Consider the following 12,156-nt stretch of genomic DNA (forward strand, 5'->3'; position numbering starts at 1 on the left):
GCCAATTGCTATGCACGGTTCATCGACTCCTTACATAACCTCATATTCTAAACAAATTATACTGATTAAAAATAAAGATTAGGTAAAGATAATATGAAAATAAATTAAAAAAGCATAGATCATATTGTCTACGCTTTTTTCGGTAAATAGAAATAAAATAATACACCATCTTCTGTATTTTCTGCCCCATATTCAGCATCATGTAGTTCTAAAATATTCTTTGAAATAGCAAGCCCAAGCCCCGTCCCACCTTGTGAACGCTGACGAGCTGTATCCACGCGATAAAAACGATCCCAAATTTTATCTAATTGCTCTTCTTCAATATGAGTACCTTTATTTTCAATGCACACTTTTATACGATTCTTCTCATCTATTGTAGAAATAATAATATCCTCTTTATTTGGTGTATATCGTATAGCATTCGTAATGAAGTTCACGATGACTTGTTCAATCCGGCCTTGATTTGCAATCACTTCAAATGAACTTATATTTTTATGAATATGAAGTTCTTTTTTCTCTATTTCCACAGATAGATGTTCACATATACCTTCAATTACTGTATCAATATAAAACGAATCTTTTTTCATTTTATATGTACCAGATTCAAATTTAGCTAACTCAAGCATATCCAAAATTAACGTATCCATTTTGTCTACTTCTCTCTCCATTGCCTGAAAATAATACTCTTTTTTATGTTCAGCTACCCCGTCTTTTAAAATAGAAATACAGCTTTTCATAATACTTAGCGGTGTTTTTAATTCATGTGAAACACCAGAAATGAATTCTTTTCGCGTCTTTTCTAACTTTCTTTCCTTTTCAATATCTTCTTCTAACTGTCCAATATGCGAATGGAGTTTATTTGATAGCACATTAATATTTTTCGATAAATCTCCAATTTCATCTTTCGAAGTAATCGGTATTTTTTCTGTGAAGTCTAAATGCGCTATTTTCTTTGTTGTATCATTTATTTTCAATAATGGCTTTGCAATTTGTTTTGAGTAATAGAACGAAGCTAAAAAAATAAGAACGACTACAAATGCAATGATATAGATATAATAATCTTGCACCATTTGTACAGCTTCATCTACCGGCTGTAAAGAAGCCATCGCATAAATATATGTTACCGATCCGTCTTTTTCTTTTATTGGTTTCATTAATAATTTATATTTTATATCATTCTTTTCGTAGTCCATTGTCTTTGTTAAATACTCTATTTGATTACTCTCTTTTAGTAACACATCCGTTTGAAATTCTTTTATACTATCCAAAAATAAAGTGTTTTTATAAATTGGATTTACGGGGCCTTTTACATCTGGAAACTGTACTTTCGTAACACGCCCTCCTATGTAAACATCTGGTTCTTGAGCAGCTTGCTCCCGAACAGCCGGCTTCTTTTCCTTACCAACTTGTTCCACAGCTGCTTTCTTTTTCTCCTCATTTAATTTACTCATTTTCTCATTAAATGCTTTTTCTAACGGTTTATTAGATCCGCTTAAATTCTGCTTAGATAAAGAAAAAGAGAATGGAATAAAACTATCTTCTTTTCTCACTCCAGAAAAATAAATTTCTTGCCCTAAAAAATGCTCCGATAATTTATTATCAATCTCCTCTATATTGACGAGATTGCCTAAAGGAATTTTAAATATTTGTTGTCCAAAGCTCTTTTGTTGCCTACGATCTATCGTTACCTCAAAATAAAAATCATCTGCATGTTTTAAATTCCCGTTCTTATCTAATGTCGTAATCCACGTATTATTTTCTCTTAAAAAGTCTTGCTCTAGTTTCTGAATTTCTTCTGCATTTCCTGCATGATTTAAATAGTTCTTCTCAAAGGAATTTAAATTCACTTTAATATCTTCCACTTTTCGATTCGCATAATATTGTTTAAAAAATATCGTTTGTCCAATAAATATCGTCGCTAAAATTAACATGCATAATGCTGTTGTAAGAGTAAATAATTTTAGAACAATCCCTTTTCTCATATATTCCCCTCAAATTTATAACCAGTTCGTACTACAGTTGTAATATACTTTGCTTTCTCTCCTAATTTATTTCTTAAATTACGAATATGGCTATTCACCGTTCGATCATCGCCAGCAAATTCATATCCCCAAATTCTTGAAATGAGTTGCTCTCGCGTTAAAACAATTCCTTGATTTTTCATGAAATACGCTAATATTTCAAATTCTGTATGCGTTAAATTAATGTCGGTTCTATCTACCGTAACAGTGCGAGACGGAAAATGAACGTGAATACCGTGGATTGATAATGTATCATCTTCATTCTCTAAAAGTTGCTTTGTCACTTTTCTGCTTTCTAATAACCTTTTCGCTCTTGCTAATAAAATTGGCGGACTATACGGCTTCGTCACATAGTCATCTGCCCCAAGTTCAAAACCGAGTAACGTATCGTCTTCATCTACGCGCGCCGTCAGCATAATAATAGGCACCTCGGACGTCTTTCGAATTCTTCGGCAAACAGACCATCCATCGAGTTCTGGCAACATAATATCTAAAATAACTAAATCAACCTCTTCTTCTTCAAATACAACTAAAGCCTCTTTCCCGTCCCTCGCTTCAAACACTACATATTGCTCACTTAAAAAATAATCTTTTAATATTTCACGTAATATGTCTTCATCTTCAACAATTAAAATATTTTTTGACATAATTTATATATCCCCCTCCCGCTTTCAGAAACTATAATTTCACTTTGAATGACTGCCAGTTAACTTCGCCTCGATAATATATCTATCTGGTGCATTCCCTATATAATTAAATGGGTAACAAGTTGTCAGTGTTAATATCGGTTCTTCTTTTTTTATAATAACAGTACGATCATCCGCATGAGTAATCCATGTCTTTTGAATTTCATATGTGTACGTTTTATTATCATACTCTAAAACAAGGGTATCCTTTTCTTTCAACTCTCCTAAATCTGTAAATACAGTATCTCGATGTCCACTTAGTACAGTATGTCCCCCTCCAGATGGAGTTGTCGTTAAATCACTAACGAACATACCCACTCCTTTTTTCAAAGTCGTATCATCCGCTCCCCAATATATAGAAAACTTCTTCTTTATTTTTGGTATGTTTAACATCGCTACCTTTTCTCCTTCTTTATGTTCTGTTTGAGAAGAAGGCACTTGAGAAGTTACAGGTGTTTCACGAGAAAGTTGAGTATCTTGTATATTTTTAAGACTCTTTATTTCTTCTGCAGTTAATTGCCCGGCAGAGCTTCTTCCTTTATACCATTCCACAGCATAATAGGATCCCATGAATAGCCCTATAGCCATCAATATGATACCGATATAATTGAGTAACTTCATTCTTCATTCCTCCATGCCAAAAATGGTAGGAGTAACCTACCATTTTTAATATATGAAATTATCCCATTCTTTATAGGAAAATATTTTATTTACGCTTTAATCTTATTGCGACGATTCAAACCAAATAATGTACCTACCGCTACAAGACATGCACTTAATCCCATCATTGCTACATTATTTGATGCTGTATTTGGTAATTTTTCACCTTGTACAACTGGCTTTGCTACTTCTTTTTTAGCTACTTCATTCTTTTGCTCGGCTTTTATCGCTGCTTCTTTTTTGGCCATATCGTTTTTTAACTGTTCTTGCGCTATTCTCTTTTTCTCTACTTCACTTTTTTGCTGTTCCTTAATTGCTTCTTCTTTTTTAGCTTTATCTTGTTGCACTTGCGCTTCTTCCTTTGTTACTGTTCCAGTATCTGCACTCGCTACTGAAGAATATCCTACTGTTAAAAGTGCCATTGCACAAATTGGTAATAGTCTCTTTTTCATTTTCATTCTCTCCTTATATTTTATTCTCATCAACTCGCACCGGATGTATTACTAGAATAAGCAAGAGATATAAATATAAGATGCAGATGAAATATATTTCATTTAAAGATTTCATTGTAGAAAAAGAAAAAAACATCGCAATATGTACGATGTTTTTTTCGGGTGTGTGTCTCAATTATTTACATGTTACTTTCGCGTGATTTGGAAGTAGAACGGGCTGGAGCGATAACTAATTGTCTCGGCTCAGTTTTCTTGAAGTGATTTTTGACGTTACACTTACGACGTTGAACAACCCACGCTTTAATAGGGTTTGTTAAAATAATCTTTTGCTCTTCGTTAGGGGCCTCTTCTTCAAACCTACAACTCTCGCTCCATTTATTCCATTTCATTGTAAATTTAGAAGAAGAATGATCATCTTCACGATCAAACAAGTGCAAAAAATCCATTTTTCCATCTAGCATTACGGTGTTACTAGTCGCTAAAAAAGAAAAGGTCGTCCAACGTTTCTCCATGCCCTCCTACTCCTTTTTCACATATAGAGTGCCTAAAACTTAATTTACCTAAAATATGCTTGCCTTTTACCTTACACCCATAGTTTATCCAAAATGCTATTATGCAACTATCGATTTGCCTTACAACTACCTTACATTTTTGTAAGAAACAAAAAAAACTTCACTCTATATAATGAAGGTTTCTTACTTTTTATCTATATGATCTCTCATATCATCAAGTCCAGCTTCTTTTAGCTGCGACATCATACCGTGCGAAATTGCTCCTAACACTAAAGTCATTCCAATTAATGAAATACGAATCGCAGGTACATCAATTACGTAAGCCAACAGGCCAAGAACAATTGTTAAAAGTAATGCTTTTATAAATGTTACACTTGTGTACTGTTTCTTCTTCATCATATTCACCCTTTATGGAAGCGTTTTCTTAATATAATTAGTATATCATATCATCAGATGATTTTGTCGTTATCTTTGTAAAAAATTACTATCTCCTTTGACTTTTTCTATTCTATCCTTTACAGTCGAAATGTTCGCAAGTTTTACACTGTAGGAGGATTACAATGAATATTGAAATAAAAGACACTTTAATTTCTGAAGAACAATTACAAGAAAAAGTAAAAGAACTAGCACTTCAAATCGAACGTGACTTTGAAGGAGAAGAAATCGTAGTCATCGCTGTACTAAAAGGATCTTTCGTATTCGCTGCTGATTTAATTCGTCACATTAAAAACGATGTAACAATCGACTTTATTTCTGCATCTAGCTATGGAAATCAAACAGAAACAACTGGAAAAGTAAAACTATTAAAAGATATCGACGTAAACATTACTGGCAAAAACGTAATTGTCGTAGAAGACATTATCGATTCTGGTTTAACACTTCATTTCCTAAAAGACCACTTCTTTATGCATAAACCAAAAGCGTTAAAATTCTGTACGCTACTTGATAAACCTGAGCGTCGTAAAGTGGACTTAACAGCTGAGTATGTTGGCTTCCAAATTCCAGACGAATTCATCGTTGGATACGGTATCGACTGTGCGGAAAAATATCGTAACTTACCATTTATCGCTTCAGTTGTAACGGAATAATATAATAAAATAAACTTTCATCAATTACTGGTGGAAGTTTATTTTCTATCACAATTCGTAAAAGACAAAGGGAGAGAAAAAAATGACAAAGACAAAATTTGAAAAAGTACTCCTCATCGTAAATCCGAAAGCTGGACAAGGTGACTTACATACAAATTTAACGAAAATCGTACCACCTCTTGCCGCAGCTTTTCCTGACTTACATATCCTTCATACGAAAAAGCAAGGTGATGCAACAAAATATTGCCAAGAGTTTGCTAGTAAAGTAGATTTAATTATCGTCTTTGGTGGTGACGGCACTGTATTTGAATGCACAAATGGCTTAGCACCTCTTGAAACTAGACCTACACTTGCAATCATTCCAGGCGGAACTTGCAACGACTTCTCTCGCACACTTGGCGTTCCGCAAAACATTGCAGAAGCGGCAAAACTTATTACAAAAGAACATATAAAACCAGTTGACGTTGCAAAAGCAAATGGACAACATTTCTTAAACTTCTGGGGGATTGGTCTCGTATCTGAAGTATCAAACAATATCGATGCAGATGAAAAAGCAAAGCTTGGTAAAATCGGTTACTATTTAAGCACAATTCGAACTGTAAAAAATGCTGAAACATTCCCAGTAAAAATTACTTATGACGGACAAGTATATGAAGACGAAGCTGTCCTTGTCATGGTTGGAAATGGTGAATATCTTGGTGGTATTCCATCCTTTATTCCGAACGTAAAATGTGATGACGGAACACTTGATATTTTCGTAGTCAAATCAACAGGTATTCAAGCATTTAAAGATTACATCGGAAAGAAACTATTCGAGGATTCAAATGAAAATGACATCTTCCACGTAAAAGCAAAATCCATTCATATTGAAACGAAAGAAGAAAAAGAAGTAGATACAGATGGAGAAAGTTCGCTTCATACACCTTGTCACATTGAATTATTACCAGGACACTTTACGATGATTTATAATCCTGCGGTTGTGTAAAGAAAAAAACGAGTGCTAGCACTCGTTTTTTCTCTTCTAATCTAGTTATGTCGTTGAATCATTTCTTGTATTTCTTTAACTCTCTCTAAAGTAATTCCATTTCTTTGTTCGATTGCTAAAGGATGCTCGGTTGGCTCTAATTCAACATACGGTGCCGTTCCAACTTCTCTTATATGTACATTTGTTTTTAAATTTAATGTTTCTGGATAAACTGGTATTTCTACAGATAACCAACCAAAATAAGGATCACTATTTTCTCGGCCTCTCTCATCCCACTTTTCTAATACTTCATCATAACTTTCTTTACTAAGTGATACCCACACAGTCCATATGAAATTTTCGTGGTAATCAATGATAGGAAGCTCTAAACAACCTCTAATAAAATAGAAGAATGGCTTGTTTGCATACTCTAGTTCTTTTTATGTACAATGAAGGAAAGAAGTACCTTCATATAAGGGAGAGGACAAACTTTGTTCAACCAACAGTTAGTTAATTTACGCATTGATTTTGCATTTAAACAATTGTTTGGTACGAATGGTAGCGAAGATATTCTAATTGCATTTTTAAATGCTATGTTACAAGAGTCTTTAGAGTCGCCCATTGCTTCTCTACAACTAGAAGATCCACATTTACACAGGGAATATGAAGAGGATAAGTTATCTATTTTAGACGTTTCAGCGACATTAGACACAGGAACAAAAGTTAATGTAGAAATACAACTCAATAATAATCACGATATGGTTAAACGCAGTTTATATTATTGGGGAAGACTATACACATCTCAACTACAAAAAGGGATGCCCTACAGTGCACTTCACAAAACCATCACCATAAACTTACTAAACTTCGTAATGCTTTCGGAACACCCAACCTTCCATACAACGAGCATATTATGGAATACACAACAACAAAAACTCCTGAGTGAAGACATAGAAATCCACATTATAGAAATTCCAAAGTTAACTGAACAATGGCATGAAGAAAAAGTAAATCCGTGGAAAGATCCATTTGTTCGTTGGCTTTTATTGCTTTCAGCAAATGAGGATGAGCACTTAACTAAACTATTGGAGGATATTGCTATGAACGAAGATCCTATTTTACAAAAAGCGATAAATAAATGGGAACGTATGAGTCAAGATTCTTCTTTCCGGCAAGCCTATGACGCAAGGGAGAAAGTTTTAATGGATGAAGCAGCAAAATTCGCCCATGCAGAGACAGAAGGAATAAAAAGAGGAATGGAACAAGGGATGAAACAAGGAATTAAAAAAGGCATTGAAAAAGGCATTGAAAAAGGCATTGAAAAAGGCATTGAAAAAGGCATTGAAAAAGGTCGAAAAGAAGGAGTTCAGCAGGGAAAAATTCAAATGATTAAAAATATGTATGATCTTGGTATACCACTTGAAACGATTGCTAAGGCAAGTAAATTAAGTTTGCATGAGATTGAGCATATTTTAGGACATAAATAGTGATAAAAAAAGAGCTTGAATTGTTTCAAGCTCTTTTTTATCAACTCTCCTCAATATCATCCAATTGAGTCTTATAACATTCATCACACTCTGGCCTCGTAGGAAGAATCCCTCTTTCATCAGGTAATAAAACCCTCAAAACTTCTCGATCCATCTCTACGAAAGACTTCATAATAATGGGATATCCTTCAATAATATTCGTATACTCAATCCCTTGTTCAAACTTTTTTCCGCTCTTTATTTCTTCTATTATGGTACAAAAAACACTATGCGCGACTTCAGGATCCATATTTAATGCTATTTGTAAATCTTGATGATTAAAGTTATCTCTTAGACCATGCGTATGATAATTAGCATGGATGCCATCAATATCTTCTGCTAATATGCTATGCATGTACCATCCATACTCTTGTAGCATATTTTCTTCCCATTCATCTGCATCCTCTTCTAAATCTTCATCAAACAAATTCGGATCATACCACACGTCCTCGTAATCTCCAGCAATTAAAAATCTCCAACCAGGTGGTAACCCTAAATACTTCTTTATTTCAGGTGCCCATTCATCAATATGTTGAACGTGTAAAGGAAGAAAGAAATCTTCTTCTGTCCCCATTTCTTCACCAGCCCAAATGTACCAACCTGTCGTTCCGTTTTCTATAGGCATTCGTAACCCATTAATTGGAACGGTACTACTTTTCACATTTTGCGCTATCCCTAACTTAAAGTTATCTGGTGATTCTACATACTCCGCCCCATATTTTTCACATATGCGTAGTTGCTCTTTTATGCATTTCTTCATCCTCTTAGCATACTCCTCAATTTTTGAAATATAGATTTCTTTGGCGAAGCACTCTCTAACTTCCATACCCCACATGGATTATAAAATGGATCCTCTTGCTCATAACGTTCATCTATATAATGAGATACAAGATACACTGGAGCACCTTCTGTGAAACTAATTGTATCTCCATCTTTCAAATTAGGTTTTTCCAATATATTATGTAGGTTAAAATCATTTAATAAATCTACAGCTACTTCCGGATCTATTCCTCCGTCTAAAACAACGTCTGGTAGATTAAATGCCTGCATTCCACATGAATAATAACCGTCCTCTTCATCTCCGACTAAAGTTACAAGATGTGAATACATAGGGAAGATTTCCTTATCCTCTGCAAGCTCTTGCCATTCCTCTTTCGAATAAGCTACACCTGCTGTTTCAACTTTTAAAGCAAGTCCACCTGCATTTAAAAGTTCCATTCCTACATCAATTACTTCTTGTAATCTCTCTGTATCGTCAACTTTTGCAATAACATACACTGTATAAGTATGCTTCTCCAACTCCTGAAGCAATTCTTCATCAAAACGCTCACCACCTGCATAGAAGAAAGCCTCTCTCAAAGAAGGGTCTTGTTCATATATATCAATTTCAAAGCCAATCTCTTTCTCCTTATGGTGCATCACATTTCCCGCTAATATATAGTTACTTTTACTCACAACTTCTTGTATTAATTCTGTTCTATCTTTCCATAAACCAGGTACTCCAATAACGATTTGTGTCTCCATCATATGCACTCCACTTCTCATCTATTTTCAATCTATTCTTTCAATCTTCCAAACTAAATTAGCTGGGATATCTTTCTCTAAAAAGGTTAACATCCATACAGTTTTTCCTTTATCGTTCATCAGTAGCACTTTATGGTTTAACTTCCAAGCCACTTCACTAACATGATGAAATATCTTATACATATCTTCTTCTCTAATAAGCTTTTCCTTTTTGATTAACCGCCTCGTTCTATACTCTCTTATTTCTAAGTACACGTCAGCATAAGCCACTTCATGCTGACATGTTATACTACATACGTATTTTTTATTCGGACTACTCTTTTTTATATATACGAACTCGTTTCTATAATTCAATTCTAGTATCTTATTCTTCACTTTTTCTAACTCTTCTATATCCCAATCATATTTCACAGCTAAACGCTTCATTTCCACATGAACGATTTGAAGGGCTAATTCTTTTTTCTCTCTATCTGATAAATATGGAAAAGCCTTCACACTCTCATACTCCACAAAAACATTCATATATTCAGGGAAAATTCTATATTTCTTCTCCCACTCATCGAGTAATGAAATATCATCCACACAATGAATCAAAATCCCTTTCTCATAATCCATTCTTAACTTTGGCATATGTCGACAATATAAAGAAGTAATACTGCTCATCTCTTTACCAAAAGAGATGTCTTCATCGTAGTTGCTTGTAGATGTTAACTGTAATGCCTCTATGTTTCTGGTATGCTCTTTTACTTTTAGAAAACTCAATTGTATATCTCTTATAACCGGCATTTGCTCTCTCCTCTTCGCAATACAACTATGAAATATCTTTGTTAATACGCCTTAATCAATTTCAAGCCACCCCATTCCCATAGAAAGAAATAACAACAGTCCGATTACAAAAAAGAGACCTCCAGTTAAAAAATAGAACGGCACTCCATGCAATGGATCACTAAATAACTCTATCAAATTTCCAGCTACTACTTTCCATTTCTCTTTCTTTGAATTTTTTTCTTTTAATTCTTTTATAAATCGATAATTACTTATACTAATCAAAATAATTCCTATTAATAGGCATCCTACTATGATTAAAATCTCCAAATATAGCACTCCATATGTACATCTATATTTATTTTCGTTTACATACTATTGTTATTCATATTCCATTTTAGCTAATAAACAAACGAAAGAGAACTAGGTGGATTAATGTTTACTTAAAAAGAAAAAGTCCGAAACCATATAAAGTGATTTCGGACTTTTTCTTTTTAAAATATTAAATTACATTTCGAACAAAAAGGAGCTGAATTTCCTCTTCTAATTTTCGTATCACATTTTGGACAATATACATATCGTTCCTCTACCTTTTGTCGTTCTATCATGTGTAAGGATACTATTTTCATACTGCACATAATTCCAATTAAGATAAGGCTAAAAATGAGTAGCACAACGCTCTTCCTTAACTACTTACCTATATTTTACCATTAAATAAAGATAATTTTATACTTATAATCCTATCTTACCCTTCATACCGGCAGGAACTTTCTTTACTTCTATTTACTCATCAGTGTGATTCTTTTTTGTCTATATAAATAAAGAATACCTGTAACTATAAAAACAATCACGCCAAAATACACGCCATATTCTATCGCGATCGCTACAATCCTTTCAATATGTTGTCCAAATAAAGAACCGAGCACAAAATAAACGAGTGTCCAAACAAATCCTGTCGTATAGGAATACAAAGCATATATCCGAAATGACATGTTATTCATCCCAACTAAATACGGTACGATATGTCTTACAACTGGTATGAAATAGCTTGTAACTAACGCGTACTGTCCGTATTTATCAACCATTTCTTGTGATTTCATCAAATACTTCGCTTTTTTCTTTTTCATTAATTTATGGAGTACCTTCGTTCCAAAAACCTTCCCTAATATATATCCTAAAGAAAGCCCTGATACAACACCTAAATATGTTAATACGAATGAAGGAACAACACTTAATATACCTACTGAAGATACGAAACCACCACTCATAACAATCATTTCATCTGGAATTGGCATACCGATAATCCCTAACCATAAACAGAAAAATAAAGCCCAATAACCGTATTGTTCAATATAAGATAATAATTCATGTAATTCCATTATGCATATGCTCTCCTTAGTTCTTTTTTGCAACTAAAGACGTAGGCTGGCGGGAAATTGAGCCATACTTTTTCTAGTGTAATTTCAGGGAAGAAATGCTGTATAAACCCTTTTTTCACAAGTGAATATTGAAATGTAATGAACTCACCATTCTCATGTATCGCTTCCATCGCATTATTTAAAATGCGCTTTGAAACTTCTTCTGGTAAAGAAGTGAAAGGCAACCCTGATAAAACGTAATCAATGCATTCTATATTGAGCTCCTCCATATACTTCTTTATATTTTCAGCTGAACCGTGTACAACAATGACATTCTGCTCATCTTTAAACTTTCTTTTTAATTCTTTGAAAAATACTTCATTAATTTCAATAAGAAGAAATATCGTTTCCTTCTTTTTTCTCTTCATAATCTCTTTCGTAAAAACCCCTGTGCCAGGCCCTAACTCTACAATACATTTCGCTTTATTAAAATCAATTACATCGACCATTTTCTTTGCTAATATTTTTGAACTTGGCGCAATTGCACCAGTATGTTTTGGATGCTTTATAAATTCATGTAAAAATGTAATGAGCTGCATG

At 33.8% G+C, this 12,156-nt stretch carries 16 protein-coding genes and 1 pseudogene; 3 read left to right on the plus strand and 14 right to left on the minus strand.

The features are described 5' to 3' along the window. Nucleotides 1-128: 128 nt before the first annotated feature. From MHH55_RS18425 to MHH55_RS18450, 6 genes are all read right to left on the minus strand, one after another. Entirely contained in the window at nucleotides 129-1,982 is a 1,854-nt protein-coding gene (locus tag MHH55_RS18425; RefSeq protein WP_078187154.1) for a sensor histidine kinase, read from the minus strand. Beyond that, complete coding sequence (locus tag MHH55_RS18430; protein WP_000041856.1) at nucleotides 1,979-2,668, minus strand: response regulator transcription factor; 690 nt, start codon at nucleotides 2,666-2,668, stop codon at nucleotides 1,979-1,981. Before MHH55_RS18430 ends, MHH55_RS18425 begins: the two co-directional genes overlap by 4 nt. A 39-nt stretch (nucleotides 2,669-2,707) precedes the next feature. After that, entirely contained in the window at nucleotides 2,708-3,328 is a 621-nt protein-coding gene (locus MHH55_RS18435; RefSeq protein WP_078187153.1) for a class D sortase, read from the minus strand. Nucleotides 3,329-3,417: 89 nt separating this feature from the next. Then, entirely contained in the window at nucleotides 3,418-3,819 is a 402-nt protein-coding gene (locus tag MHH55_RS18440; protein ID WP_078187152.1) for an LPXTG cell wall anchor domain-containing protein, read from the minus strand. 179 nt (nucleotides 3,820-3,998) lie between these two features. Then, a complete protein-coding gene (locus tag MHH55_RS18445; protein ID WP_000415613.1) occupies nucleotides 3,999-4,331 on the minus strand; it encodes a hypothetical protein in 333 nt (110 codons plus the stop codon). Between the two features lie 183 nt (nucleotides 4,332-4,514). Further along, on the minus strand, nucleotides 4,515-4,730 hold the full coding sequence (locus tag MHH55_RS18450; protein WP_002001286.1) for a hypothetical protein: 216 nt from the start codon (nucleotides 4,728-4,730) through the stop codon (nucleotides 4,515-4,517). 161 nt (nucleotides 4,731-4,891) lie between these two features. Between MHH55_RS18450 and hpt the strand changes: the two genes are divergently transcribed. After that, nucleotides 4,892-5,419, plus strand: coding sequence for a hypoxanthine phosphoribosyltransferase (gene hpt, locus MHH55_RS18455; protein ID WP_001019306.1), 528 nt, complete (start codon nucleotides 4,892-4,894; stop codon nucleotides 5,417-5,419). 82 nt (nucleotides 5,420-5,501) lie between these two features. After that, a complete protein-coding gene (locus tag MHH55_RS18460) occupies nucleotides 5,502-6,404 on the plus strand; it encodes a diacylglycerol/lipid kinase family protein (RefSeq protein ID WP_000167897.1) in 903 nt (300 codons plus the stop codon). Nucleotides 6,405-6,445: 41 nt separating this feature from the next. Here MHH55_RS18460 and MHH55_RS18465 read toward each other — a convergent pair. Then, a pseudogene (locus tag MHH55_RS18465) lies at nucleotides 6,446-6,790 on the minus strand (DUF2199 domain-containing protein); the annotation flags it as partial. Nucleotides 6,791-6,874: 84 nt separating this feature from the next. Between MHH55_RS18465 and MHH55_RS18470 the strand changes: the two are divergent. Beyond that, nucleotides 6,875-7,870, plus strand: coding sequence for an Rpn family recombination-promoting nuclease/putative transposase (locus MHH55_RS18470; RefSeq protein ID WP_078187150.1), 996 nt, complete (start codon nucleotides 6,875-6,877; stop codon nucleotides 7,868-7,870). Nucleotides 7,871-7,910: 40 nt separating this feature from the next. Here MHH55_RS18470 and MHH55_RS18475 read toward each other — a convergent pair whose 3' ends face one another. The 7 genes from MHH55_RS18475 to MHH55_RS18505 form a co-directional block, all read right to left on the minus strand. Continuing rightward, nucleotides 7,911-8,669, minus strand: coding sequence for a DUF4262 domain-containing protein (locus MHH55_RS18475; protein WP_000710547.1), 759 nt, complete (start codon nucleotides 8,667-8,669; stop codon nucleotides 7,911-7,913). Then, nucleotides 8,666-9,433, minus strand: a complete 768-nt coding sequence (locus MHH55_RS18480; protein ID WP_000449850.1) for a DUF4261 domain-containing protein — start codon at nucleotides 9,431-9,433, stop codon at nucleotides 8,666-8,668. Before MHH55_RS18480 ends, MHH55_RS18475 begins: the two co-directional genes overlap by 4 nt. 27 nt (nucleotides 9,434-9,460) lie before the next feature. Then, nucleotides 9,461-10,219: a hypothetical protein gene (locus tag MHH55_RS18485; RefSeq protein WP_001144121.1), complete on the minus strand. Its 759-nt coding sequence runs from the start codon at nucleotides 10,217-10,219 to the stop codon at nucleotides 9,461-9,463. A gap of 51 nt (nucleotides 10,220-10,270) precedes the next feature. Next, a complete protein-coding gene (locus tag MHH55_RS18490) occupies nucleotides 10,271-10,528 on the minus strand; it encodes a hypothetical protein (RefSeq protein WP_000404320.1) in 258 nt (85 codons plus the stop codon). Nucleotides 10,529-10,692: 164 nt separating this feature from the next. After that, the gene (locus MHH55_RS18495) at nucleotides 10,693-10,872 is read right to left on the minus strand and encodes a hypothetical protein (protein ID WP_001986677.1); all 180 of its coding nucleotides are present in this window, start codon (nucleotides 10,870-10,872) and stop codon (nucleotides 10,693-10,695) included. Between the two features lie 105 nt (nucleotides 10,873-10,977). Next, a complete protein-coding gene (locus MHH55_RS18500) occupies nucleotides 10,978-11,577 on the minus strand; it encodes a DedA family protein (protein ID WP_000418944.1) in 600 nt (199 codons plus the stop codon). After that, complete coding sequence (locus tag MHH55_RS18505) at nucleotides 11,577-12,155, minus strand: class I SAM-dependent methyltransferase (RefSeq protein ID WP_001176064.1); 579 nt, start codon at nucleotides 12,153-12,155, stop codon at nucleotides 11,577-11,579. Before MHH55_RS18505 ends, MHH55_RS18500 begins: the two co-directional genes overlap by 1 nt. Nucleotide 12,156: the final 1 nt, after the last annotated feature.

Origin of the sequence: Bacillus sp. FSL K6-2944 (assembly GCF_038005385.1) — a bacterium.
Lineage (GTDB): Bacteria > Bacillota > Bacilli > Bacillales > Bacillaceae_G > Bacillus_A > Bacillus_A cereus.

Bases quoted from the DNA above. Each gene is read 5' to 3' on its own strand.
- MHH55_RS18460 (WP_000167897.1), top strand. From the start codon at position 5,502: ATGACAAAGACAAAATTTGAAAAAGTACTCCTCATCGTAAATCCGAAA.
- MHH55_RS18450 (WP_002001286.1), bottom strand. From the start codon at position 4,730: ATGATGAAGAAGAAACAGTACACAAGTGTAACATTTATAAAAGCATTA.
- MHH55_RS18430 (WP_000041856.1), bottom strand. From the start codon at position 2,668: ATGTCAAAAAATATTTTAATTGTTGAAGATGAAGACATATTACGTGAA.
- MHH55_RS18435 (WP_078187153.1), bottom strand. From the start codon at position 3,328: ATGAAGTTACTCAATTATATCGGTATCATATTGATGGCTATAGGGCTA.
- MHH55_RS18500 (WP_000418944.1), bottom strand. From the start codon at position 11,577: ATGGAATTACATGAATTATTATCTTATATTGAACAATACGGTTATTGG.
- hpt (WP_001019306.1), top strand. From the start codon at position 4,892: ATGAATATTGAAATAAAAGACACTTTAATTTCTGAAGAACAATTACAA.
- MHH55_RS18485 (WP_001144121.1), bottom strand. From the start codon at position 10,219: ATGCCGGTTATAAGAGATATACAATTGAGTTTTCTAAAAGTAAAAGAG.
- MHH55_RS18475 (WP_000710547.1), bottom strand. From the start codon at position 8,669: ATGAAGAAATGCATAAAAGAGCAACTACGCATATGTGAAAAATATGGG.
- MHH55_RS18480 (WP_000449850.1), bottom strand. From the start codon at position 9,433: ATGGAGACACAAATCGTTATTGGAGTACCTGGTTTATGGAAAGATAGA.
- MHH55_RS18445 (WP_000415613.1), bottom strand. From the start codon at position 4,331: ATGGAGAAACGTTGGACGACCTTTTCTTTTTTAGCGACTAGTAACACC.
- MHH55_RS18505 (WP_001176064.1), bottom strand. From the start codon at position 12,155: ATGCAGCTCATTACATTTTTACATGAATTTATAAAGCATCCAAAACAT.
- MHH55_RS18425 (WP_078187154.1), bottom strand. From the start codon at position 1,982: ATGAGAAAAGGGATTGTTCTAAAATTATTTACTCTTACAACAGCATTA.
- MHH55_RS18440 (WP_078187152.1), bottom strand. From the start codon at position 3,819: ATGAAAAAGAGACTATTACCAATTTGTGCAATGGCACTTTTAACAGTA.